General features: G+C 72.6%; 19 protein-coding genes and 4 tRNA genes. 19 read left to right on the top strand and 4 right to left on the bottom strand.

What is annotated here, in order from left to right; translation table 11 throughout:
* The first annotated feature begins 83 nt into the window (after positions 1–83).
* A complete protein-coding gene (gene htpX, locus ACI780_RS12930; RefSeq protein ID WP_457003317.1) occupies positions 84–1,010 on the top strand; it encodes a zinc metalloprotease HtpX in 927 nt (308 codons plus the stop codon).
* A 34-nt stretch (positions 1,011–1,044) separates the two neighbouring features.
* On the opposite strand, the gene ACI780_RS12925 is transcribed toward htpX, so the two are convergent.
* Positions 1,045–1,935, bottom strand: a complete 891-nt coding sequence (locus ACI780_RS12925; RefSeq protein ID WP_457003315.1) for a polysaccharide deacetylase family protein — start codon at positions 1,933–1,935, stop codon at positions 1,045–1,047.
* Between the two features lie 340 nt (positions 1,936–2,275).
* On the opposite strand from ACI780_RS12925, the gene ACI780_RS12920 reads away from it, so the two are divergent.
* Complete coding sequence (locus ACI780_RS12920) at positions 2,276–2,491, top strand: hypothetical protein (RefSeq protein ID WP_457003313.1); 216 nt, start codon at positions 2,276–2,278, stop codon at positions 2,489–2,491.
* A gap of 90 nt (positions 2,492–2,581) precedes the next feature.
* On the opposite strand, the gene ACI780_RS12915 is transcribed toward ACI780_RS12920, so the two are convergent.
* A complete protein-coding gene (locus ACI780_RS12915) occupies positions 2,582–3,073 on the bottom strand; it encodes a YajQ family cyclic di-GMP-binding protein (RefSeq protein WP_457003311.1) in 492 nt (163 codons plus the stop codon).
* Between the two features lie 93 nt (positions 3,074–3,166).
* Between ACI780_RS12915 and ACI780_RS12910 the strand changes: the two genes are divergently transcribed.
* A tRNA-Tyr gene (locus ACI780_RS12910) sits at positions 3,167–3,248 on the top strand.
* A 54-nt stretch (positions 3,249–3,302) separates the two neighbouring features.
* On the opposite strand, the gene ACI780_RS12905 is transcribed toward ACI780_RS12910, so the two are convergent.
* Positions 3,303–3,749, bottom strand: a complete 447-nt coding sequence (locus ACI780_RS12905) for a pilus assembly protein TadG-related protein (protein ID WP_457003309.1) — start codon at positions 3,747–3,749, stop codon at positions 3,303–3,305.
* 587 nt (positions 3,750–4,336) lie between these two features.
* On the opposite strand from ACI780_RS12905, the gene ACI780_RS12900 reads away from it, so the two are divergent.
* The 7 genes from ACI780_RS12900 (at position 4,337) to ACI780_RS12870 (ending at position 9,697) form a co-directional block, all read left to right on the top strand.
* Positions 4,337–6,820 carry a putative bifunctional diguanylate cyclase/phosphodiesterase gene (locus tag ACI780_RS12900; RefSeq protein WP_457003307.1) on the top strand — a complete coding sequence of 828 codons (2,484 nt, stop codon included), beginning with the start codon at positions 4,337–4,339 and terminating at the stop codon, positions 6,818–6,820.
* Positions 6,821–6,884: 64 nt separating this feature from the next.
* Positions 6,885–6,957 (top strand) — tRNA-Thr (locus ACI780_RS12895).
* A gap of 44 nt (positions 6,958–7,001) precedes the next feature.
* Positions 7,002–7,075, top strand: a tRNA-Met gene (locus ACI780_RS12890).
* Positions 7,076–7,180: 105 nt separating this feature from the next.
* A complete protein-coding gene (gene rpmG, locus ACI780_RS12885) occupies positions 7,181–7,345 on the top strand; it encodes a 50S ribosomal protein L33 (RefSeq protein WP_089303708.1) in 165 nt (54 codons plus the stop codon).
* Between the two features lie 32 nt (positions 7,346–7,377).
* Positions 7,378–7,824, top strand: coding sequence for an FAS1-like dehydratase domain-containing protein (locus ACI780_RS12880; protein WP_456869243.1), 447 nt, complete (start codon positions 7,378–7,380; stop codon positions 7,822–7,824).
* Positions 7,821–8,249: a MaoC family dehydratase gene (locus ACI780_RS12875; protein ID WP_456869242.1), complete on the top strand. Its 429-nt coding sequence runs from the start codon at positions 7,821–7,823 to the stop codon at positions 8,247–8,249. The genes ACI780_RS12880 and ACI780_RS12875 overlap by 4 nt, the downstream gene beginning before the upstream one ends.
* Complete coding sequence (locus tag ACI780_RS12870; protein ID WP_457003304.1) at positions 8,246–9,697, top strand: M1 family aminopeptidase; 1,452 nt, start codon at positions 8,246–8,248, stop codon at positions 9,695–9,697. The genes ACI780_RS12875 and ACI780_RS12870 overlap by 4 nt, the downstream gene beginning before the upstream one ends.
* Position 9,698: 1 nt before the next feature.
* Here ACI780_RS12870 and ACI780_RS12865 read toward each other — a convergent pair whose 3' ends face one another.
* Entirely contained in the window at positions 9,699–10,934 is a 1,236-nt protein-coding gene (locus ACI780_RS12865; RefSeq protein ID WP_457003302.1) for a pyridoxal phosphate-dependent aminotransferase, read from the bottom strand.
* Positions 10,935–11,190: 256 nt separating this feature from the next.
* Here ACI780_RS12865 and ACI780_RS12860 point away from each other — a divergent pair.
* The 9 genes from ACI780_RS12860 to ACI780_RS12820 all read left to right on the top strand — a co-directional run bounded on the left by ACI780_RS12860 (position 11,191) and on the right by ACI780_RS12820 (position 23,768).
* A tRNA-Trp gene (locus ACI780_RS12860) sits at positions 11,191–11,263 on the top strand.
* A 163-nt stretch (positions 11,264–11,426) separates the two neighbouring features.
* On the top strand, positions 11,427–11,966 hold the full coding sequence (secE, locus tag ACI780_RS12855; protein ID WP_456869239.1) for a preprotein translocase subunit SecE: 540 nt from the start codon (positions 11,427–11,429) through the stop codon (positions 11,964–11,966).
* A 41-nt stretch (positions 11,967–12,007) separates the two neighbouring features.
* Complete coding sequence (gene nusG, locus ACI780_RS12850) at positions 12,008–12,913, top strand: transcription termination/antitermination protein NusG (protein WP_456869238.1); 906 nt, start codon at positions 12,008–12,010, stop codon at positions 12,911–12,913.
* A gap of 99 nt (positions 12,914–13,012) precedes the next feature.
* Positions 13,013–13,444 (top strand): 50S ribosomal protein L11, encoded by a 432-nt coding sequence (gene rplK, locus ACI780_RS12845; RefSeq protein WP_456540959.1) that lies wholly within the window; start codon positions 13,013–13,015, stop codon positions 13,442–13,444.
* 116 nt (positions 13,445–13,560) lie between these two features.
* Complete coding sequence (gene rplA / locus ACI780_RS12840; protein ID WP_456869237.1) at positions 13,561–14,280, top strand: 50S ribosomal protein L1; 720 nt, start codon at positions 13,561–13,563, stop codon at positions 14,278–14,280.
* A 453-nt stretch (positions 14,281–14,733) separates the two neighbouring features.
* The gene (gene rplJ, locus ACI780_RS12835; protein ID WP_456869236.1) at positions 14,734–15,342 is read left to right on the top strand and encodes a 50S ribosomal protein L10; all 609 of its coding nucleotides are present in this window, start codon (positions 14,734–14,736) and stop codon (positions 15,340–15,342) included.
* A gap of 17 nt (positions 15,343–15,359) precedes the next feature.
* Positions 15,360–15,755 carry a 50S ribosomal protein L7/L12 gene (gene rplL / locus ACI780_RS12830; protein WP_089402097.1) on the top strand — a complete coding sequence of 132 codons (396 nt, stop codon included), beginning with the start codon at positions 15,360–15,362 and terminating at the stop codon, positions 15,753–15,755.
* 506 nt (positions 15,756–16,261) lie between these two features.
* Complete coding sequence (rpoB, locus tag ACI780_RS12825; protein WP_456869235.1) at positions 16,262–19,771, top strand: DNA-directed RNA polymerase subunit beta; 3,510 nt, start codon at positions 16,262–16,264, stop codon at positions 19,769–19,771.
* A gap of 91 nt (positions 19,772–19,862) precedes the next feature.
* The gene (locus tag ACI780_RS12820; RefSeq protein WP_456869234.1) at positions 19,863–23,768 is read left to right on the top strand and encodes a DNA-directed RNA polymerase subunit beta'; all 3,906 of its coding nucleotides are present in this window, start codon (positions 19,863–19,865) and stop codon (positions 23,766–23,768) included.
* Positions 23,769–23,804: the final 36 nt, after the last annotated feature.

Raw genomic sequence — 23,804 nt, 5'->3', positions numbered from 1 at the left:
GACGGTAGCCGGTGGGCCCGGCGGGGCGGGGTCTCTCCAGCGCAACCCCTCGCGCGCGGCCGCCATTCCGGACGCCGCCGTCCGTGACCGGGGTCGCAGCCGGGGCCGGGGAACGGCGGTTCCCGCCGCTCCGTTCACGAGGGGTGCGGCGCTGGGGCAACGGGGTGCGGACGGCCCTCCTGCTGGGGCTGATGGCCGGCGTCGTGCTCGCCGCGGGGGGCCTGCTGGCCGGCCGCGCGGGGCTCGCGGTCGCGCTCGTGGTCGCCCTCGGGGTGAACGGGTGGGCCTGGTACCGCTCCGACCGGCTGGCGCTGCGGGCCATGCGTGCCTTCCCGGTCACCGAGACGCAGGCACCCGGCCTGTACGCGATGGTGCGCGAGCTGGCCACCCAGGCGCGCCGGCCCATGCCGCGGCTCTACGTCAGCCCCACCGACCAGCCCAACGCCTTCGCCACCGGGCGCACCCCGCGCCGGGCCGCGGTGTGCTGCACGCAGGGCGTGCTCGAGCTGCTCGACCGCCGGCAGCTGCGCGCGGTGCTCGCCCACGAGCTCTCGCACGTCTACAACCGCGACGTCCTGCTGGGGTCGGTCGCCGGCGCGCTGGCCGCCGTCGTGACCTACCTGGCGCACGTGGCCACGTTCAGCACGCTGTTCGGCGGCCGCGACGACGAGCGCGAGGGCGGCGGCCTGCTCGGCACGCTGCTGCTCGTGCTGCTCGGCCCGCTGGCCGCCGGCCTGGTGCGGCTCGCGGTCAGCCGCAGCCGGGAGTACGAGGCCGACGCCGACGGCGCCCGGCTCTGCGGCGACCCGCTGGCCCTGGCCGGTGCCCTGCGCCGGATCGCGGCGGGCACCGAGGCCCGGCCGCTGCCCCCCGACGACCGGCTCGTGGCGCAGGGCCACCTGATGATCGCCGCACCGTTCCGCCCGGCCGGCCTGGCGGCGCTGTTCGCCACCCACCCGCCGATGGCCGAGCGCATCGCCCGGCTGGAGCGGATGGCCCGGGAGGGCTGACCGGCGCGCGCTCAGGACCCGGCGTCCACCCGGCTCAGAAGGCCGCGTCCATCTGGGCGATCAGCGTCGGGCCGTCCCAGGTCGGCGGCGGCATGATCCGCCGGATGGTCAGCAGCGGCCGGTCCGGGTCCTGGGCGTCGCCCAGCTGGAAGGCCGCCCGGTAGCCGGCGTCCGCCACGTGGTCCACGGCCTCCTGCGACCAGACGCCGTACGGGTAGGCCAGCAGGTCCACGGGGTGGCCGAGGATGCCGCCGAGCTGCGCCCGCGGCTCGTCGACCTGCACCCGCCACTGGTCGCCGCCGAGCCGGTCCATCCGCTGGTGGTCGTAGGAGTGCGCCCCGATGGTCATGCCCGCGCGGTCGAGGTCGCGCAGGTCGTCCTCGCTGAGCCAGCCCTCGGCGCCGAGCACCATCGTCTGCGGGAAGAAGGTCCCCACGAAGCCGAAGCGGACCAGCTCGGGGAGGGCGACGGCGTGGTGGGAGCCCCAGCCGTCGTCGAAGGTCAGCAGGACGGGCCTGGCCGGCAGCGGGGTGCCGAACTCGAGGTGGTCGACGAGCGCCGTGCCGCTGACCGGGGTGTACCCACCGTCGCGCAGGGCCTGCAGCTGGGCGGTCAGCACCGACGGCGGCGTGATCATGCTGCGGGCCACCTCGCCGTCGGTCGGGACGTGGTCGCGCAGGTTGTGGAAGCACAGCACCGGCACCGTCGAGCGGGCCAGGACCTGCTGTGGCGTGCCCGGGGTCGGTGGGGGGGTGGTCGGCGGCGGCGGGGGCTCGGTGGTGGTGGGTGCCGCTGTGGTGGTCGGGGCGGCCGAGGTCGTGCCCGGCTCCGTCGTCCTGGCCGACCGGGTGAACGACGCGGGTCCGCGGGAGCAGCCGGCCAGCGCGGCGGCGGCCGCGGCGGCCAGGAACTGGCGTCTGCGCACGCGTCGAGGGTCCTGCGCTCACGGTCCGTGACACAAGTCCCCCGCAGCGGAAAACGGTCGAACTCGTCTCCGTTCCCGCGGAGGGTGCTCCGGACGCCGACACGAGCGCTCCCGCCACCGCCTCGCGCCCGCACCCGGTCCGGTGACGAGGCGTCGATCACCCAGAGCCCACCGTGACGACCTCACGGTTCGTCACCTCGACGTGATCCTGCGTGCTTGTCCGCTCGGGTGACGGGAAGCAGCGTCTGCGGCGCGGCCCGTACACGAACGACGCTCTGCCCCCGCGTGCCAGTGGCTGCCGCACTCCCCAGTCGCCTCGGCCCTGATCCGCGGAGGAACCATGCCGAAGAAGCTCCGTCCGAACAGCCCGTCGGTCCGTCAGGAGCCCCCGCCGTCCGCCCCGCCCGGCGGTGGGGACCCCGTCGCGATCGCCGCCCTCCTGGCGGGCCTGATGGCGCTGACGCTCTCGATCACCCGGGACGTCGACCAGGCGACGCAGGCCGCCGCGGCCCTGGCGGCGATCCTGGTCCTCCTGGGCCGGTCCGCACGCTCCTGATCCGTCCGCGGCCGGCGCCCGTCCGGAGTACGGGGCGGGCGCCGGCCGCGTCGTCCGGGGCGATCCGGCCGCCGGAGGACCCGCGCCGGATCAGCGGTAGTTGTCGAACTGCAGGGCGACGTCGAGGTCCTTGCCGCGCAGCAGCTGCTGCACCGCCTGCAGGTCGTCGCGCTTCTTGCCGCTGACCCGCAGCTGGTCGCCCTGGATCTGGGCCTGCACGCCCTTGGGGCCCTCGTCGCGGATGATCTTGGCGATCTTCTTGGCGGTGTCGGACTCGATGCCCTGCTTGATCCGCGCGGAGAGCTTGTAGGCCTTGCCCGAGGCCTGCGGCTCGTCGGCGTCGAGCGCCTTGAGCGAGATGCCCCGCTTCACCAGCTTGTCCTTGAAGACGTCGAGGGCGGCGGTGACCCGCTCCTCGGTGTCGGCCTCGAGCAGGACGCCGTTCTCGCCCGCCCAGGAGATGCGGGCGTTGGTGCCGCGGAAGTCGAAGCGCTGGGAGAGCTCCTTGCCCGCCTGGTTGAGCGCGTTGTCGATCTCCTGGCGGTCGACCTTGCTCACGACGTCGAAGGACGCGTCGGCCATGTCTGCTCCTCACCTCCGCGGGCGGGAGTGACCCGCCGCGGGACCCGTCGGACCTCGTCGGCCCGTCTTGTACGCTCTCTCCCGTGGCACCGCGGCGGGTTGCCCGAGTGGCCAATGGGAGCGGACTGTAAATCCGTCGGCTTAGCCTACGAAGGTTCGAATCCTTCACCCGCCACGCCCGTGGCAGCGGCCCCCGACCGGCAGGTCGGGGGCCGCTGTGCGTCCGGCATCAGCCCAGCGTCGGTGCCCGCGCACCGGCGACGGCGTCGACCTGCAGGGGCCGGCCGCCGAGGAAGAGCCAGCCGAAGGCGACGTCCACCGAGCGGCCGCAGCGGACGGTCACCTCGGTACCGTCGGTCTCGGCCGACCAGGTGTCGAGGGCGGTCCCGCCGTCGGCGAGGTGGTCGGCGACGGCGGCCCGCGCGGTCTCGGTGGTCAGCGGCAGCGTCGTACCGACGCCCGTGGCGTACACGCGGTCCTCGTCGGTCCGGTTGGCCGCGGCCAGGGCGGCGCCGTCGCACGCCGCCTGCAGGTCCTGCCGCTCGAGGAAGGCGTCGGAGGCCGCGATGGCCCCGAGGACCATGAACACCGCCACCAGCCAGCAGACGAGTACGAAGGGGAGGGCGGACCCGCGCTCGTCGGGGTGGTCGGGCACTCCCTGGTCCGCCGTCGGCACGGCGGGCAGCGTAGGGCCGTCCGGCACCCCGTCCGCCGGTCGTCCCCAGGGGCTCCGCCCTCCGCGGGACACCCTTCACCCGCCCAAGTGACACTGAGGGGTCTCCAGTTGACCTGGTGTCACAAAGTAACGGCGTGTCACCCGATCGTGATTCTCCGTGCTTGACTCGCGAGGGTGACGGGCATCAAGGTCTGTGTGCGGTCCGTACACGAACGACGCTCTGCCCCCGCGCCCGGGTGACAGCCGCACGTCAACAGCTGTCCCTTCATGCCTGAGGAGGCGTCATGAACGAGCGTGGTGCGAAGTGGGCCCGGGGTGCCAAGTGGGCGCGCGGTGCCAAGTGGGCGCGGGGTGCCAAGTGGGCGCGCGGAGCCAAGTGGGCCTGACCCGTAGGTGACCCCGCCTGCACCAGGCGGGGTCCGGTCGCCCGGATCCGCCGTCCACCCCGGACGGGGGAGTTCGGTTCTGGAGGGCCGCCCGCGCTGTTAGCCTCGGCGCCGCTGTCCTCCTTCTCACAGATCCGGGTGACCTTGGCGAGTCGCGCGCGTGCCACGCCCCGTCGTGCTGGCGCGCTGCTCCCTCTCGGCGTGATCGCCGCGGCCGGCGTGGTCCTGGCCGCCGGGGTCGGGATCCTCGCCTTCCCCGCGGCGCCGGCCGACTTCCGGCTGGGGCCCTTCCTCCTCGTGGTGGCCGCCTTCTTCGCCACCGACATGGTCTCCCTGCACGTGGAGTTCCGGCGCCAGACGTGGGCGTGGTCGGTCAGCGAGCTCGCCCTCACGATCGCCCTGGTCGAGGTGGGCGGCGTGTGGGCCGCAGCCGCCCGGGTCGTCGGGCTCGGCGCCAGCATGGTCTACCAGCGCTACGCCGGTGCGAAGGTCGTCTACAACCTCGCCGTCGCCGTCATCGAGGTCGCCGCGGCCGTCACCGTGCTCCGGCTGCTGCCGTTCGGAGCACTGGACGACCCCCTCAGCTGGCTGAGCCTGCTCGCCGCCGTCCTGGTCGCCGACCTCGTCGGGGCGCCCCTCGTCGTCGCGGCCATCCGGCTCAGTGGCGGCAACCCCGGCCGGCGGCTCTGGAAGGAGCTGCTGCTCCCGATCGGCGTGGTCGCTCCCTTCGCCGTCTGCGTCGGGCTCGTCGCGACGCTGCTCAACGACCGCACCCACTGGGCCGTCGTCCTGATCGCACCGGCGGCCGTCGCCGTCATCCTGCTGTTCCGCCGGTTCGCCGAGGTGTCCCGTGCGGGCCAGGCCCTGGAGCGCATCTACGACTTCGCCCGGCAGGTGGAGCAGATCCGGCCGGACACCGACGGTCCGCTGCAGATCGTGCAGGCGGTCAAGGAACTGCTCAACGCCGACAAGGTCGCGCTGTGGCTGCCCCCCTACCTCGACGAGCCGCCCCGCCTGGTCGTCGCCGGTGACGGCGGCGTCACCTGGTACGACGGGCCCGCCGACCCCGAGGACGTCCTGCGCCAGCGGGCGCTGACCCCCGGCTCGGCCGAGCCGGTCCTGGTCGCCGCCACCCGGGCCGACGCCGCCGAGACCGCCGCCCTCGCCCGCCGTGGCGCCCAGGAGGTGCTCGGGGCCCCCGTCGCCACGGCGGCCGGCGAGCCCGGCTACCTCGAGGTCTGCGACCGGCGCAGCGACGTCGTGTCCTTCTCCGGCAGCGACCGCTCGGCGCTGGACTCGATGCTCACCCACGTCAACGCGGCCATCCGCCAGCAGCAGCTGCTCACCCAGATCCGCTACGACGCCGACCACGACCGGCTGACGGGCCTGCCCAACCGGCAGCGGCTCGCCGTCGAGATCGACCAGCTGCTCGAGTCCGACCCGGTGGGCGCGCGGGCCGGGCTGGTGCTGGCCGCCCTGGGCAACCACACCGAGATCGTCGACACGCTCGGCCACGCCGCCGCCGACGAGCTCCTCCTCGTCACCGCCGGCCTGCTGCGCGAGCACGCGCCGCCGGACGCCCTCGTGGCGCGCATGGAGGGCGAGCAGTTCGCCGTCCTGCTGCCCGGGCTGTCGCTGGCCGCCACCGAGCGGGCCGCGCGCCGGCTGCGCGAGGCGGCCTCCACCCGCGCGCGCGTCGCCGGCCTGGACCTCGAGGTCACGCTGACCATCGGCGTGGTCGCCGCGCCGGTGCACGGCACCGACTCCGGCACCCTGATGCAGCGCGCCGACGTCGCCCTGCTCGCCGCCACCGACAGCTCCGGGGTGGCCAGCTACCACCAGGTCCTCGACCAGCAGAGCCTGCGCCGCCTGCAGCTGGGCACGGAGCTCGAGCAGGCGATGGCCGACGGGCAGATCAGCGTGGTCTTCCAGCCGATCATCGACGCCCGGACCTCCGACATCGTCTCGGTGGAGACGCTGGTGCGCTGGGCCCACCCGCGCTTCGGCGCCATCCCGCCGGACGAGTTCATCCACCTCGCCGAGCAGATCGGCCGGATCGGCCCGCTCACCGACCACGTGCTCGACCTGGCGCTGGCCCGCTGCCGCCGGTGGCTGGACCAGGACATCGGCCTGTCGGTGGCGGTCAACCTCTCGGCGCGCTGCCTGGCCGAGCCCGACCTGGTCGAGCGGGTGCAGCGGGCGCTGCGCCGCCACGGGGTCCCGGGCGAGCTGCTCATCCTCGAGCTCACCGAGGGCAGCGTCGTCGACGACTCGGTGCGCTCCAGCACCGTGCTGGAGGACCTGCACGCGCTGGGCCTGCGGCTGTCGATGGACGACTTCGGGACCGGCTACTCGTCGCTGTCGCAGCTGCGGCAGCTGCCCATCGACGAGGTCAAGATCGACAAGTCCTTCGTGCTGGGGATGTCCACCAGCCAGGGCGAGTCCTTCATCGCCCGCTCGATCATCGAGCTGGCGCACAACCTGGGCCTGCGCGTCGTCGCCGAGGGCGTCGAGGACGAGCTCACCCGCAAGCTGCTCACCGAGATGGGCTGCGACAAGCTGCAGGGCTTCCTGGTCAGCCGGCCGCTGCCGGACGAGCGGCTGGAGAGCTGGCTGCTGGCCCGCACCGGCGTGCGCTCGGCGGCGCCGGGTGCCCAGCACCGCCGGCTGTTCGTCCGCGCCTGAGGCGGGCCCCCTGCAGAGGCCGCCGGGGGCATCGGGTACAGTTCTCCCCGGCTCCTCGGAGCAGGCCCCTTTAGCTCAGTCGGCAGAGCGTCTCCATGGTAAGGAGAAGGTCTACGGTTCGATTCCGTAAAGGGGCTCCGACCACCGGTCCAGTCGCGAGACCGGGCCGCGCGGTCCTTCCGGCGGTGTAGCTCAGCCAGGCAGAGCAAGCGGCTCATAATCGCTGTGTCACCGGTTCAAATCCGGTCACCGCTACCCCAGACGGACCCCGGGCACCGGGGTCCGTCGCCGTGTCGGCACCTGCCGGCACGGTCAACCGGCCCGCAGCGGGCCGGTCCGCACAAGGCGAGGAGTGCCTCCATGGCAGCCACCGACGTCCGTCCGAAGATCACCCTGGCCTGCCAGGAGTGCAAGAGCCGGAACTACATCACCCGCAAGAACCGGCGCAACGACCCCGACCGGCTCGAGCTGAAGAAGTTCTGCCCCCGCGACCGGCGGCACACCGTGCACCGCGAGACCCGCTGACGCCGGTCCGCGACGGAAGAGGGAGGGCGGGAGTGGCGCTGGACGCAGGACTGGTCGGGCGCAGCTACCCGCCCTCCGCCGTCTACGAGGTCGGCCGCGCGAAGATCGCCGAGTTCGCCGCCGCGGTCGGGGCCACCGACCCGGCCCACACCGACCCGTCGGCCGCCCGCGCGCTCGGCCACGCCGACGTCGTCGCGCCGCCCACCTTCGCCATCGTGGTCACCCTCGGCGCGGCCGACGTCGTCATCGCCGACCCCGACGTGGCCCTCGACTACAGCCGCGTCGTGCACGGCGAGCAGCGCTTCACCCACCACCGCCCCATCCGGGCCGGCGACCGGCTGGTCAGCACCACGACGATCGAGGCGGTGCGCACCGTGGCCGGCAACGACATGCTCACCACCCGGGTCGACGTCGCCACCGAGGACGGCGAGGCCGTCTGCACCGCCACCTCGCTGCTCGTCGCGCGGGGCACGGCGTGAGCGCCCGCCTGCGCGCCGCGGACGTCGCCGTCGGCACCGAGCTGCCCGAGCAGACACACCGGGTGACCCGTGCGGACCTGGTCCGCTACGCCGGCGCCTCCGGTGACCTCAACCCGATCCACTGGAGCGACCGCGTCGCCACCGGCGTGGGCCTCCCCGGCGTCATCGCCCACGGGATGCTCACCATGGGCCTGGCCGCCCGCACCGTCACCGACTGGGCCGGCGACCCCGCCGCCGTCGTCGAGTACCAGGTCCGCTTCGGCCGGCCGGTCGTCGTCCCCGACGACGACACCGGTGCCGAGGTCACCGTCCGCGGGAGGGTCGGCGCCGTCCTCGACGGCGGCCGCGTCCGCGTCGACCTCACGGTCACCAGCGGCGGCGAGAAGGTCCTCTCGCTGGCCCGCGCCACCGTCGCCCTGGCATGACGCTCCGGCGGGGGGCGCTGGCCGCCGCGGCCCTGCTGGTGTGCGGCTGCACGTCGTTCACCGACACGCTCGCCACGAGCGAGACGACGACCGGGACCGCGACCGCGCCGGCCACGCCGTCGGACGACGCGGGCGCCGCGGACGACGAGGACCGCTGCCCGGCCGAGCGCGCCGCTCCCGACCCCGACCGTCCCGTCGTCGACCTGGACTTCCGGCTGTCGGACGACCTGCGCACCGTCACCGGCACCGAGACCGTCGTCTTCACCCCCGACGTCGCCACCGACGAGCTGGTCTTCCGGCTGGTCCCCAACGGCCCGGCCGCCGCCGGGCTCGGCAACCGGCTCACCGTCGACGACGTCCGCGGCGACGACGTCGACCAGGCCGGGTACGAGGACGCCGGCGCGGACGGCCCCGGCGGGCTCTACGTGCTGCAGCTCGACGGCGACCTGGCGGCCGGGGAGTCCACCGAGGTGGAGCTGGACTTCACGCTGTCGCTGGGCCAGGGCGGCTTCGAGCGGTTCGGCTCGGCCGAGGGCACCGCCTGGTGGGCCAGTGGCTTCCCGCTGCTGGCCTGGGAGCCCGGCGCCGGATGGGCCCGCGACCCGTTCGTGGGGATCCTCGGCGAGACGGCGACCAGCCCGGTCGCCGACACCACGGTCACCGTCGACGCCCCCGAGGACCTGACCGTGCTCATGACCGGCGCGCAGGAGGAGCCCTCCGCGGCCGAGGGCGGCCGGCGCAGCTGGACCTCCCGTGAGCCGGTGGCCCGCGACGTCAGCGTCGCCGTCGGCCCGTTCCGCACCGCCGGGCTCACCACCGCAGCGGGGGTGGAGATCACCACCGGCGTGCTGGGGAACGCCCCCGTCGGGCCCGGCGAGCTCGCGGACTGGACCGCCGACGCCGTCACGGGGCTCGCCGACCGGTTCGGCGCGTTCCCCTACGACACGCTCACCGTGCCGCTGCTGCCCGTCGAGGGCGGTGGCATCGAGTACCCGAGCTCGATCCTGCTGGCCGGCGCCGACCGCCCGGTGCTCGTGCACGAGGTCGCGCACATGTGGTTCTACGGCATGGTCGGCGACTCGCAGTTCCGCGACCCGTGGCTGGACGAGGCCTTCGCCACCTACGCCGAGGCGGTCGACGACCAGGCGTCGCGCGAGACCCTGGACCGGGCGCTGGGCGTCCCCGGCGACGTCGGTGCGGCGATGGACGAGTTCGCCGGCACCGACGAGTACTTCGCCGCCGTGTACGGCAAGGGGGCGGCCGCGCTGCTCGCCGCCCGCGACGCCGCCGGGGCCGGGCCGTTCGACGCCGCGCTGCGCTGCTACGTGCAGCGCAACGCCTGGACCATCGTCACACCCGACGACGTCGCCGCCGCCCTCGCCGACCTGCCGGCCGCCCTCGACGTGCTCGTGGCCGCCGGCGCCCTCGACGAGGACGACACGGACTGACTCAGGACAGCAGCCGCTGCAGCCGCGAGACGCCCTCGACCAGGTCGTCGTCGCCGAGCGCGTAGGACATCCGCACGTAGCCGGGCGTGCCGAAGGCCTCCCCGGGGACGACGGCGACCTCGGCCTCCTCCAGGACGATCTCGGCGAACTCGACGCTCGACGACGCCGTCCGCCCGTTGACCGGCCGGCCGAGCAGGCCCTTGACCGACGGGTAGACGTAGAACGCACCCTGCGGCTCCGGGCACGTCACGCCCGGGATCTCCCGCAGCATCGACACGATCGTCTGTCGCCGGCGGTCGAACGCCGTCCGCATCTGCGCCACCGCCGACAGGTCGCCGGTGAGGGCGGCCACCGCGGCCGCCTGGGACACGTTGGCGACGTTCGACGTCGCGTGCGACTGCAGGTTGGTCGCCGCCTTGACGACGTCGGCCGGCCCGACCATCCAGCCCACCCGCCACCCGGTCATGGCGTAGGTCTTGGCCACGCCGTTGACGACGACGCAGCGGTCGGCGAGCTCGGGCACCACCACCGGCATCGACGGCGCGGTGGCTCCGCCGTAGGTCAGGTGCTCGTAGATCTCGTCGGTGAGCACCCACAGCCCGGCCTCCAGCGCCCAGCGCCCGATGGCCTCGACCTGGTCGGGCGGGTACACCGCGCCCGTCGGGTTGGACGGCGAGACGAACAGCAGCACCTTCGTCCGCTCGGTGCGGGCGGCCTCGAGCTGGTCGACCGTCACCAGGTAGCCGCTGTCCTCGTCGGCGACCACCGGCACCGGCACCCCGCCGGCCAGCCGGATCGCCTCCGGGTAGGTGGTCCAGTACGGCGCGGGCACGAGCACCTCGTCACCCGGGTCGAGCATCGCGGCGAAGGCCTCGTAGACGGCCTGCTTGCCGCCGTTGGTGACCAGCACCTGCGCGGGCGTGACGGTCAGCCCCGAGTCGCGCGCCGTCTTGGCGACGATCGCCTCCTTGAGCGCCGGCAGCCCCCCGGCTGGGGTGTAGCGGTGCATCGCCGGCTGGCGGCAGGCGGCGACGGCGGCCTCGACGACGTAGTCCGGCGTCGCGAAGTCCGGCTCGCCGGCGCCGAAGCCGATGACCGGCTTGCCCGCCGCCTTGAGCGCCTTGGCCTTGGCGTCGACCGCGAGCGTCGCGGACTCGGTGATGGCCGCGACGCGCCGCGAGACGCGGCGGTCGGCGGGGGAGAGGGCAGCGGTCCCCGACGGGGAGGCGGCGGTCATGGACCCATCCTGCCGGAGGGGCCGCCGTCCGGGCGGCCCGGTCGGCGGTCGGCACCACGGCCCGGCGCCACGGCCCGGGGCCCCGTCCGGGGCGCGTCCCCGGAGCGCGGTCACGGACCGCGCCCGCGGTCCCGTACACTGGCTGTCCTGGGGCGATCGACCCCGCCACCGGCGTGCCCCGGGACCTCCTGGGAACCGCGCGCCGACCGGCGGGTGGGCCGCTCCGGGGGAGTCCGGGACCGCGGTCCCGGACCCGAGGGGTGTAGCTCAACTGGCAGAGCAGCGGTCTCCAAAACCGCAGGCTGCAGGTTCAAGTCCTGTCACCCCTGCCCGTGCCGCCGGTCCCGCCGGCGGGCAGCACGACCCGGCACCGCCCCGTGTCCCGGCAGCGCCGGCCGCGGCCGGTGCCGCCCCGGGTGCCGCACGGTCCGGGGAGCACGACACCAGACGGCCGGAGAGCAGCGGCCACCACCACGACGCGAGCGAGGCGCAGTGAGCGACGAGAAGCCGGGCCGCGGGGACGACCCCCGCGCCGCCTCCGACGCCGAGCTGACCGACGAGCAGCTCGACCGCGAGGCCCCGGGCGTCGACGACGCCGGCGAGCTCGAGGCCGCCGAGGACGAGATCGCCGCCGAGGCCGCGGCCGAGGAGGACAAGGTCGTCCCCACCCCGGCCCGCCGCCGGGGTGGCCGGATCACCGCCGACGACGACGAGGACGACGAGCCCGCGACCGCCCGCACCCGCCGCGCGGCGCGCGAGCGCACCAGCCGCCCGGCCGGCCGGTCGGAGGGGGCCGGGACCCGGTCCCGGGCCGCCGCCCAGCGCGCCCGCACCGACGAGGTCCGCCGGCGCCGCGACCTGCGCCGCTTCCTCCGCGAGGTCGTCGCCGAGCTGCGGAAGGTGATCTGGCCCGGCCGCCGCGAGCTGATCACCTACACCACGGTCGTCATCCTCTTCGTGGCCTTCATGGTGGCCCTGGTCGCGGGCCTGGACGTCCTCTTCGCGCAGGGCGTGCTCGCCGTCTTCGGCTGACCGCCCCGCGCCCGCCCGCACCCGAGAAGGAAGAGATCCCCGTGACCGACCCCCGCGAGCCCTTCGACACCGACAGCGACGTCGAGGCGATCGACCTCGACGACGAGCGGCTCGACGTCCGCGGCAGCGTCGACCTCGAGACCGGCGCCGACGCGGCCGGTGCGGCCGAGAGCTCGGCCGACACCACCGACCAGGACACCGCCACCGGCGTCGCCGACGTCACCCCGCTGGTCGAGAGCGGCGGCCGCGACAGCCTGGTCGGCGACCCGCTGGCCGCGCCCGCGCCCGACCACGACCCGATCGTCACCGAGGCCCTGGCCGAGGCCGAGGCGGAGGACGCCGACCCGCGGGAGACCCTCAAGCGGACGCTGCGCACGCAGTTCGGCGACTGGTACGTCATCCACTCCTACGCGGGCTACGAGAACAAGGTGAAGACCAACCTCGAGTCCCGCATCCAGTCGCTGGACATGGAGGACTACATCTTCCAGATCGAGGTGCCCACCGAGGAGGTCACCGAGATCAAGAACGGCAAGCGCACCCAGGTCAACCGGAAGAAGCTGCCCGGCTACCTGCTCGTCCGGATGGACCTCAACGACGAGTCCTGGGGCGCGGTCCGCAACACCCCCGGCGTCACCGGCTTCGTGGGCGCCACCTCGCGGCCCTCGCCGCTGAGCATCGACGAGGTCGTCAACCTGCTGGTGCCCGACGCGCCGCCGCAGGCGGCCAAGGTCGCCGAGGCCGCGTCGCCGGCCGCGGCCGCCGCGCCGACCGCCGTGGTCGACTTCGAGGTCGGCGAGTCGGTCACCGTCATGGACGGCCCGTTCGCCACCCTCCCGGCGACCATCAACCAGATCAACGCCGAGCAGCAGAAGCTGCAGGTGCTGGTCTCCATCTTCGGCCGGGAGACGCCGGTCGAGCTGTCGTTCACCCAGGTCGCCAAGATCTGAGAGGACCCCCTCGCCCCATCCCCCGCACGCTCGGGGTGGGACCCTGCGAGGGGGCCTTCCAACCAACACCACGCACAACGCTCACGAAGAAGGAAAGACATGCCCCCCAGGAAGCGGTTGACCGCGGTCATCAAGCTCCAGATCAACGCCGGTGCGGCCACCCCCGCGCCGCCGGTGGGTCCGGCGCTGGGCCAGCACGGCGTCAACATCATGGAGTTCTGCAAGGCGTACAACGCCGCCACGGAGTCGCAGCGCGGCAACGTGATCCCGGTCGAGATCTCGGTCTACGAGGACCGCTCGTTCACCTTCGTCACCAAGACCCCGCCGGCCGCGCGCATGCTGCTCAAGGCCGCCGGTGTCGAGAAGGGCTCGGGCGAGCCGCACAAGACCAAGGTCGCCACGGTCACCCGTGACCAGGTCCGCGAGATCGCCCAGACCAAGATGGCCGACCTCAACGCCAACGACCTCGACCAGGCCGAGAAGATCATCGCCGGCACCGCCCGGTCGATGGGCATCACCGTCACCGGCTGACGGAAGGCGCCGGCACCGGCCGGCGTTGCACGGAGCACAGCAACCGTGGGAGGGCCGCGCCAGGCCCGTCGACCACACGACTCCCCGAGCCGCAGGGCCGGGGGAGAGGACACACCATGGCGAAGCACGGCAAGAAGTACCTCGAGGCGGCGTCCAGGGTCGACCGCGAGAAGCTCTACAGCCCGCTGCAGGCGGCGGGGCTGGCGAAGGAGACCTCGCCGACGACGTACGACGCCACCGTCGAGGTGGCCATGCGGCTCGGCGTCGACCCGCGCAAGGCCGACCAGATGGTCCGCGGCACGGTGAACCTGCCGCACGGCACCGGCAAGACCGCCCGCGTCATCGTCTTCGCGACCGGTGACAAGGCCGCCGAGGCCGAGGCCGCCGGCGCCGACGTCGTCGGCTCCGACGACCTGATCGCGCGCATCCAGGAGGGCTTCCTGGACTTCGACGCCGCGATCGCCACCCCCGACCAGATGGCCAAGGTCGGCCGCATCGCGCGCATCCTCGGCCCCCGCGGCCTCATGCCGAACCCGAAGACCGGCACGGTGACCCCCGACGTCACCAAGGCCGTCGCCGACATCAAGGGCGGGAAGATCAACTTCCGCGTCGACAAGCAGGCCAACCTGCACCTGGTGATCGGCAAGACCTCCTTCGACGAGACCCGGCTGGTCGAGAACTACGCCGCCGCGCTCGACGAGGTGCTGCGCGCCAAGCCGGCCGCGGCCAAGGGCCGGTACCTCAAGAAGGTCACCATCTCCACCACCATGGGCCCCGGCATCCCGGTCGACCCGAACCGCACCCGCAACCTGACGGTGGACGAGCCCACCGCCTGAGTCGGCTCGCGGCGGGACCCTGCGAGGGGACCGCACCGGCACGTCCCCGGAGGCCCCGCAGCGCACCGCGCTGCGGGGCCTCCGCGCGTCTGCGAGGGGACTCCCGTCGAGATCCCGTGATCTCGACGCGGGACGAGCGCTGGCGCGTGCGAGATCACGTGATCTCGACCGGGGGGTCCGCCCGGTGACGACGGCGACACGGGCGCCGCTCCGGCAGCGTGTACGCTGGGCGGCGTTCCCCCCACGACCGCCGGTCGTCGCACGTCCGCGTGCGATCGAAGGTCCCGGATCCCCGGGCGGCCCGCGCAGGAGGACGGTTCGATCGACCGGGCGCTGCGCCGCCCGCGTCCCTCGCCCCGTGCGCCCTGCGCCGGGGCGTTCCTCGTCTCCGGGCCCCGATCGCCGCGCCCCGTGCGGCGCACGGGCGGTCGCCCGTCCGACGAGAGGAGGCCCATGCCCACGCAGGCGAAGGCCGCGGTGATCGACGAGATCACCGAGCGGTTCCAGAAGTCCAGCGCGGCCGTGCTCACCGAGTACCGCGGGCTCACCGTGTCGCAGCTGACCCAGTTGCGTCGTTCCCTCGGTGCGGGCAGCAGCTACGCCGTCGTCAAGAACACCCTGACGAAGCGGGCGGCGGACGAGGTCGGCCACGCCGACCTGGCCCCGCTGCTCAACGGCCCCACCGCGATCGCCTTCATCGAGGGCGACGTCGTCGAGGCCGCCAAGGCCATCCGCGACTTCGCGCGCGCCAACCCGCTGCTCGTCGTCAAGGGCGGCGTCGTCGAGGGCCGCACCGTCGGCCCCGCCGAGGTCACCGCCCTGGCCGACGTCGAGCCGCGCGAGGTGCTGCTGGCCAAGCTGGCCGGCGCGATGAAGGGCAACCTGACCAAGGCCGCCGGCCTGTTCCAGGCCCCGCTGTCGCAGGTCGCCCGCCTGGCCGCGGCGCTGCAGGAGAAGAAGGAGTCCGCCGAGGGCCCCGCCGCTCCCGCCGCCGACACCGCTGCCGCCGACACCACCACCGACACCGCCGAGACCGCGGACGCCGCGGCCGGCACCGACTGACCCCAGAAGGAGAGATCATGGCCAAGCTGTCCACCACGGAGCTGCTCGACGCGTTCAAGGAGATGACGCTGCTCGAGCTGTCCGACTTCGTGAAGCAGTTCGAGGAGACCTTCGAGGTCACCGCTGCCGCCCCGGTCGCCGTCGCGGCCGCCGCCCCCGCCGGTGGCGGTGGCGACGGTGGCGCCCCCGCCGCCGAGGAGCAGGACGAGTTCGACGTCATCCTCGAGAGCGCCGGCGACAAGAAGATCCAGGTCATCAAGGAGGTGCGCGGCCTGACCTCGCTCGGCCTCAAGGAGGCCAAGGACCTGGTCGACGGCGCGCCGAAGCCGGTCCTGGAGAAGGTCGCCAAGGACGCTGCCGAGAAGGCCAAGGCCGCCCTCGAGGGCGCCGGCGCCACCGTCACCGTCAAGTAGAAGGACCCTGGCGCCCCCAGCCCTCGCTCCGCTCGGGCCGGGACCCTGCGCCGGGGCCGTTCCACCGCGTCACCTCGCGGCGTTCCGCCGCACACAGGGGCCGTCCTCCTCCGGGAGGGCGGCCCCTGTGGCGTCCGGGGAGGGGCCCGCGGCCACCCGGGAGGGATCCCGGCGGCGTGGCGGAGACAACCGGCCCTCCCGGCTGGCATCATGGCGACGCGGAACGCCGCCCGGTCTGCCGGACGCCGTCCTTCCCGGGTCGTGGTGTGGGTCGCCCCTCACCCCCCGACGTGGACAGCCTCCGTCGGCAGGGGTAGGGTTCTCTGTTGCGCTGCCCCCTGACTGCCTGCCCGCCGAGCCGGGTCGCCTGGGGTGCCCGGGATCCTCCGGGCGCCCGGTCGACCGAGCGGGCCGGTCGCCGCGGACAGCCCCGCCGAAACCGACGACGACCCAGGACGAACCGCACCCACCGCCCGCACGTCGTGAGGTCCTTGGAAGGACGCATCTTGGCAGGCTCTCGCCCCACCAGCATCTCCCCCAGCACCACCGAGTCCGGCGGCTACGGCCAGCAGAACCAGACTCCCTCGGCCGGCCCGCGCACCGGTGAGGCCGACCAGCAGAAGATCCCCGGCGCGCCGCTCCGGGTCTCGTTCGCGAAGATCTCCGAGCCCCTCGAGGTCCCGGACCTGCTCGCCCTGCAGACCGCGTCCTTCGACTGGCTGATCGGCAGCCCCGAGTGGCGCGCCACCCTCTCGCCCGAGGAGCAGGCCTCCGCCGTCGGCGGCCTGGCCGAGATCCTCGAGGAGATCTCCCCGATCGAGGACTTCAGCGGCTCCATGTCGCTGTCCTTCTCCAACCCGCGCTTCGAGGACGTCAAGGCGTCCCTCGAGGAGTGCAAGGACAAGGACATGACCTACGCGGCGCCGCTGTTCGTCACCGCGGAGTTCATGAACAACACCACCGGCGAGATCAAGTCGCAGACGGTGTTCATGGGCGACTTCCCGATCATGACGAACAAGGGCACGTTCGTCATCAACGGCACCGAGCGCGTCGTCGTCTCCCAGCTCGTGCGCAGCCCGGGCGTCTACTTCGACAAGACCCTGGACAAGACCTCCGACAAGGACGTCTTCAGCGCCAAGGTCATCCCCAGCCGCGGGGCGTGGCTGGAGTTCGACGTCGACAAGCGCGACACCGTCGGCGTCCGCATCGACCGCAAGCGCCGCCAGCCGGTCACCGTGCTGCTCAAGGCGCTGGGCTGGACCGAGGACCGTATCCGCGAGCACTTCCAGTGGTCGCCCACGGTCCTGGCCACCCTGGAGAAGGACCACATCGCCGGGCAGGACGAGGCGCTGCTCGACATATACCGCAAGCTGCGGCCGGGTGAGCCGCCGACGCGGGAGAGCGCCCAGGCGCTGCTGGAGAACCTCTTCTTCAACCCCAAGCGCTACGACCTGGCCAAGGTCGGCCGCTACAAGGTCAACAAGAAGCTGGGCGTCGAGGTGCCGCAGGCCACCCTGACGCTGACCGAGGACGACATCGTCGCCACCATCGAGTACGTCGTGCGGCTGCACGCCGGCGAGCCCGACCACGGCGTCGACGACATCGACCACTTCGGCAACCGCCGGCTGCGCACCGTCGGTGAGCTGATCCAGAACCAGATCCGGGTCGGCCTCTCCCGCATGGAGCGCGTCGTCCGCGAGCGGATGACGACCCAGGACGTCGAGGCGATCACGCCGCAGACCCTGATCAACATCCGGCCGGTCGTCGCCTCCATCAAGGAGTTCTTCGGCACCAGCCAGCTGTCGCAGTTCATGGACCAGACCAACCCGCTCGCGGGCCTGACCCACAAGCGCCGCCTGTCGGCGCTGGGCCCGGGTGGTCTGTCGCGTGAGCGGGCCGGCATGGAGGTCCGCGACGTGCACCCGAGCCACTACGGCCGGATGTGCCCGATCGAGACCCCCGAGGGTCCGAACATCGGCCTGATCGGCTCGCTGTCGGCCTACGGCCGCGTCAACGCCTTCGGCTTCATCGAGACCCCCTACCGGCGGGTCGAGAACGGCGTGGTCACCGACCAGATCGAGTACCTGACCGCCGACGAGGAGGACCGCTTCGTCGTCGCCCAGGCCAACTCGCCGCTGGACGCGCAGGGCCGCTTCGCCGAGGACCGCGTCCTGGTCCGCACCAAGGGCGGTGAGGTCGACTACCTCGCCCCCGAGAGCGTCGACTACATGGACGTCTCGCCGCGGCAGATGACCTCGGTCGCGACGGCGATGATCCCGTTCCTCGAGCACGACGACGCCAACCGCGCCCTCATGGGCGCGAACATGCAGCGCCAGGCCGTCCCGCTGCTGCGCAGCGAGGCGCCGCTGGTCGGCACCGGCATGGAGCTGCGTGCCGCCGTCGACGCCGGCGACGTCGTGGTCGCGGAGAAGGCCGGCGTGGTCGAGGACTCCACCGCCGACTACGTCACCGTCATGGCCGACGACGGCACCCGGCAGACCTACCGGCTGCTGAAGTTCCGCCGCTCCAACCAGGGCACCTCGATCAACCAGACCCCCGTCGTGGACGAGGGTCAGCGGGTCGAGGTCGGCCAGGTCATCGCCGACGGGCCGTGCACCGACCAGGGTGAGATGGCGCTGGGCAAGAACCTGCTCGTCGCCTTCATGCCGTGGGAGGGCCACAACTACGAGGACGCGATCATCCTGTCGCAGCGCCTCGTGCAGGACGACGTCCTGTCCTCGATCCACATCGAGGAGTTCGAGGTCGACGCGCGCGACACCAAGCTCGGTGCCGAGGAGATCACCCGGGACATCCCGAACGTCTCCGAGGAGGTCCTCGCCGACCTCGACGAGCGCGGCATCATCCGCATCGGTGCCGAGGTCGTCCCCGGCGACATCCTCGTCGGCAAGGTGACGCCCAAGGGCGAGACCGAGCTGACCCCCGAGGAGCGGCTGCTGCGCGCGATCTTCGGCGAGAAGGCCCGCGAGGTCCGCGACACGTCGCTGAAGGTCAAGCACGGTGAGTCCGGCAAGGTCATCGGCGTCCGCGTGTTCTCCCGCGAGGACGGCGACGAGCTGCCCGCCGGCGTCAACGAGCTGATCCGGGTCTACGTCGCCCAGATGCGCAAGATCTCCGACGGTGACAAGCTCGCCGGCCGCCACGGCAACAAGGGCGTCATCGCGAAGATCCTGCCGCAGGAGGACATGCCCTTCCTCGAGGACGGCACCCCGGTCGACATCGTGCTCAACCCGCTGGGCGTCCCCGGCCGGATGAACGTCGGCCAGGTGCTGGAGACCCACCTCGGGTGGATCGCCAAGCAGGGCTGGAACGTCGAGGGCACCCCCGAGTGGGCCGCCAACCTGCCGGAGGCCGCCAAGTCGGCCGCCCCGGGGACGCGGACCGCGACGCCGGTGTTCGACGGCGCCCGCGAGGAGGAGATCATCGGGCTGCTCGGCTCGACGACCCCGAACCGCGACGGCGACCGGATGGTCCAGGAGACCGGCAAGGCGCGGCTGTTCGACGGCCGCTCCGGCGAGCCGTTCCCCGAGCCGATCTCGGTGGGCTACGTCTACATCCTGAAGCTGCTGCACCTGGTCGACGACAAGATCCACGCCCGGTCGACCGGCCCCTACTCGATGATCACGCAGCAGCCGCTGGGTGGTAAGGCGCAGTTCGGTGGCCAGCGCTTCGGTGAGATGGAGTGCTGGGCGATGCAGGCCTACGGCGCGGCCTACGCCCTGCAGGAGCTGCTGACCATCAAGTCCGACGACATCCTCGGCCGGGTCAAGGTCTACGAGGCCATCGTCAAGGGCGAGAACATCCCCGAGCCGGGCATCCCCGAGTCGTTCAAGGTGTTGCTCAAGGAGCTGCAGTCGCTCTGCCTCAACGTGGAGGTGCTGTCCGGCGACGGGCAGGCGATCGAGCTGCGCGACACCGACGACGAGGTGTTCCGGGCCGCGGAGGAGCTGGGCATCGACCTGTCCCGCCGCGAGCCGTCGTCCGTCGAGGACGTCTGATCCGCTGCCGGCCGGCCCCTGACCACCGGGGCCGGCCGGCCCCCCACTTCGCCAGAAGAAGAGAACTAGCCCCGGGAAAGGGGTCCACTCAGTGCTCGACGTCAACTTCTTCGACGAGCTCCGCATCGGTCTGGCCACCGGCGACGACATCCGCCAGTGGTCGCACGGTGAGGTGAAGAAGCCCGAGACCATCAACTACCGGACCCTGCGTCCGGAGAAGGACGGTCTCTTCTGCGAGAAGATCTTCGGTCCCACCCGGGACTGGGAGTGCTACTGCGGCAAGTACAAGCGCGTCCGCTTCAAGGGCATCATCTGTGAGCGCTGCGGCGTCGAGGTGACCCGCGCCAAGGTGCGGCGTGAGCGGATGGGCCACATCGAGCTGGCCGCGCCGGTCACCCACATCTGGTTCTTCAAGGGCGTCCCCTCGCGCCTGGGCTACCTGCTCGACCTGGCGCCCAAGGACCTCGAGAAGATCATCTACTTCGCCGCCTACCTGATCACCTCGGTCGACGACGAGGCGCGCCACCGCGACCTCCCGACCATCGAGGCCGAGATCAGCGCGGAGAAGCACAACCTCGAGAGCCGGCGCGACGCCGACGTCGAGGCCCGCCAGCAGAAGCTCGAGGCCGACCTGGCCGAGCTCGAGGCGGAGGGCGCCAAGTCCGATGTCCGCCGCAAGGTGCGCGAGGGCGGCGAGCGCGAGATGCGCCAGCTGCGCGACCGCGCCCAGCGGGAGATCGACCGCCTCGAGGAGGTGCTCGACACCTTCCGCAAGCTCGAGGTCAAGCAGCTCATCGCCGACGAGGGCCTCTACCGCGAGCTGCGCGACCGCTTCGGTGAGTACTTCGAGGGCGGCATGGGTGCCGCGGCCCTGCAGAAGCTGCTGGCCGACTTCGACCTCGACGCCGAGGCCGCGTCGCTGCGCGACACCATCCGCAACGGCAAGGGCCAGCGCAAGCTGCGGGCCCTCAAGCGGCTGAAGGTCGTCGCGGCGTTCCAGCAGACGCGCAACTCGCCCATGGGCATGGTGCTCGACTGCGTGCCGGTCATCCCGCCGGACCTGCGCCCGATGGTGCAGCTCGACGGTGGCCGCTTCGCCACCAGCGACATGAACGACCTGTACCGCCGGGTCATCAACCGCAACAACCGGCTCAAGCGGCTGCTCGACCTCGGCGCGCCCGAGATCATCGTGAACAACGAGAAGCGGATGCTGCAGGAGTCCGTGGACGCGCTGTTCGACAACGGCCGCCGCGGCCGGCCGGTCACCGGCCCGGGCAACCGTCCCCTGAAGTCCCTGAGCGACCTGCTCAAGGGCAAGCAGGGCCGGTTCCGGCAGAACCTGCTCGGCAAGCGCGTCGACTACTCCGGCCGCTCGGTCATCGTCGTCGGCCCGCAGCTGAAGCTGCACCAGTGCGGCCTGCCCAAGCAGATGGCGCTGGAGCTGTTCAAGCCCTTCGTGATGAAGCGGCTGGTCGACCTCAACCACGCGCAGAACATCAAGTCCGCCAAGCGCATGGTCGAGCGCGCCCGTCCCGTCGTCTGGGACGTGCTCGAGGAGGTCATCACCGAGCACCCGGTGCTGCTGAACCGGGCACCGACGCTGCACCGCCTGGGCATCCAGGCCTTCGAGCCGCAGCTGGTCGAGGGCAAGGCCATCCAGATCCACCCGCTGGTCTGCACCGCGTTCAACGCGGACTTCGACGGTGACCAGATGGCGGTGCACCTGCCGCTGTCGGCCGAGGCGCAGGCCGAGGCCCGCATCCTCATGCTGTCGAGCAACAACATCCTGAGCCCGGCCGACGGTCGCCCGATCACCGCGCCGACCCAGGACATGGTGCTGGGCCTGTACCACCTGACCACCCTGGTGCCGAGCCGGTACGAGGCCGACGGTGGGCGTCCGGCGGCCTTCGGGTCGACGGCCGAGGCGATCATGGCGTTCGACAAGGGCGCCCTGGGCCTGCAGGAGCGGGCGCTCATCCGCCTCGACGAGGTGTTCGGCGTCGACAACGGCAAGGTCAACCCCGCGTGGGAGCAGCCGGCCGACTGGGCGCCGGGTGCGCCGGCGCTGGTCGAGACCAGCCTGGGCCGCGTGCTGTTCAACGAGGCCCTGCCCGAGGACTACCGCTTCGTCAACTACCAGGTGCCGAAGAAGGAGCTCGGGGCGATCGTCAACGACCTCGCCGAGCGCTACCCCAAGGTGCAGGTCGCGGCGACCCTGGACGCCCTCAAGTCGGCCGGCTTCCGCTGGGCCACCCGCTCGGGCGTCACGATCGCCATCGACGACGTCGTCACGCCGCCGGCCAAGCAGGAGATCCTCGACCGGCACGAGAACGAGGCCCGGCAGATCGAGCGGCAGTACGAGCGCGGTGTCATCACCGACGCCGAGCGCCGCGGCGAGCTGATCGAGATCTGGACCCGCGCGCGGGCCGAGGTCAGCCAGGCGATGGTGGACAACTTCCCGACCACCAACCCGGTCTGGGTCATGGTCAACTCGGGCGCCCGAGGCAACATGATGCAGATCAGCCAGATCGCCGGCATGCGCGGTCTGGTGGCCAACCCGAAGGGCGAGATCATCCCGCGGCCGATCAAGGCCAACTTCCGGGAGGGTCTGTCCGTGCTGGAGTACTTCATCTCCACGCACGGTGCCCGCAAGGGCCTGGCCGACACCGCCCTGCGGACCGCGGACTCCGGGTACCTCACCCGGCGGCTGGTCGACGTCTCCCAGGACGTCATCATCCGCGAGGAGGACTGCGGCACCGAGCGCGGCGTCATCATGCCGATCGCCACGGTGGTCGACGGGGTCCTCACCCGGGACGCGCACGTCGAGACCAGCGTCTACGCCCGCTCCCTGGCCGCCGACGTGGTGGCCGAGGACGGCACGCTGGTCGCGCAGGCCGGCCAGGACCTGGGCGACGTGCTCATCGGCGCGCTGGTCGACGCCAACGTGGCCGAGGTCAAGGTCCGCTGCGTGCTGACCTGCGAGTCCCTGCTGGGCACCTGCGCGACCTGCTACGGCCGGTCGCTGGCCACCGGCAAGCTCGTCGACGTCGGGGAGGCGGTCGGCATCATCGCCGCCCAGTCGATCGGTGAGCCCGGCACCCAGCTGACGATGCGCACCTTCCACACCGGTGGTGTCGCGGGTGAGGACATCACCCACGGTCTGCCGCGTGTGGTGGAGCTCTTCGAGGCCCGCGTCCCCAAGGGCAAGGCCCCGATCGCCGAGCTGGCCGGCTCCGTCCGGATCGAGGACGGCGAGCAGTTCCGCAAGCTGACCATCACCCCGGACGACGGCTCCGACGAGGTCGTCTACGACAAGCTGTCGCGCCGGTCGCGGCTGCGGGTCGAGGACGGCGCCCACGTCGAGGTCGGCGAGCAGCTCACCGAGGGTGCGGTGGACCCGCACGAGGTGCTGCGGATCATGGGCCCGCGCGAGGTGCAGCTGCACCTGGTCCGCGAGGTCCAGGAGGTCTACCGCAGCCAGGGCGTGTCGATCCACGACAAGCACATCGAGGTGATCATCCGGCAGATGCTCAAGCGGGTGACCATCATCGACTCGGGCGCCACGGAGTTCCTCCCCGGTGCGCTGGTCGAGCGGACGCTGTTCGAGACCGAGAACCGCCGCGTCGTCGCCGAGGGCGGCGAGCCGGCCTCGGCCCGTCCGGTGCTCATGGGCATCACCAAGGCCTCGCTCGCGACCGAGTCGTGGCTGTCGGCCGCCTCCTTCCAGGAGACGACCAAGGTGCTCACCGACGCCGCGATCCAGGGCAAGAGCGACAGCCTGCTCGGCCTCAAGGAGAACGTGATCATCGGCAAGCTGATCCCGGCGGGTACGGGCATCAGCCGCTACCGGAACATCACGGTCGAGCCGACCGAGGAGGCCCGCGCCGCCGTCTACACGATGGCCGGGTACGACGACGGGCAGTACTACAGCCCCGACGTCTTCGGTGCCGGCTCCGGTGAGGCCGTGCGCCTCGAGGAGTACGACTGGCGAGGCTGATCCCCGCAGCACGTGAGGAGGGCCCCGCAGATCGCG

This window comes from Geodermatophilus sp. SYSU D00814 (genome assembly GCF_054050055.1).
Note: the sequence above shows the minus strand (reverse complement) of the source record. Positions and strands in the feature narration are given on the sequence as shown.

What these genes read in the sequence shown, in the direction of transcription:
- ACI780_RS12920 (WP_457003313.1), top strand. Translation starts at nt 2,276, where the DNA reads ATGCCGAAGAAGCTCCGTCCGAACAGCCCGTCGGTCCGTCAGGAGCCC.
- ACI780_RS12915 (WP_457003311.1), bottom strand. Translation starts at nt 3,073, where the DNA reads ATGGCCGACGCGTCCTTCGACGTCGTGAGCAAGGTCGACCGCCAGGAG.
- rpmG (WP_089303708.1), top strand. Translation starts at nt 7,181, where the DNA reads ATGGCAGCCACCGACGTCCGTCCGAAGATCACCCTGGCCTGCCAGGAG.
- ACI780_RS12870 (WP_457003304.1), top strand. Translation starts at nt 8,246, where the DNA reads ATGACGCTCCGGCGGGGGGCGCTGGCCGCCGCGGCCCTGCTGGTGTGC.
- ACI780_RS12865 (WP_457003302.1), bottom strand. Translation starts at nt 10,934, where the DNA reads ATGACCGCCGCCTCCCCGTCGGGGACCGCTGCCCTCTCCCCCGCCGAC.
- rplK (WP_456540959.1), top strand. Translation starts at nt 13,013, where the DNA reads ATGCCCCCCAGGAAGCGGTTGACCGCGGTCATCAAGCTCCAGATCAAC.
- rplA (WP_456869237.1), top strand. Translation starts at nt 13,561, where the DNA reads ATGGCGAAGCACGGCAAGAAGTACCTCGAGGCGGCGTCCAGGGTCGAC.
- rplJ (WP_456869236.1), top strand. Translation starts at nt 14,734, where the DNA reads ATGCCCACGCAGGCGAAGGCCGCGGTGATCGACGAGATCACCGAGCGG.
- rplL (WP_089402097.1), top strand. Translation starts at nt 15,360, where the DNA reads ATGGCCAAGCTGTCCACCACGGAGCTGCTCGACGCGTTCAAGGAGATG.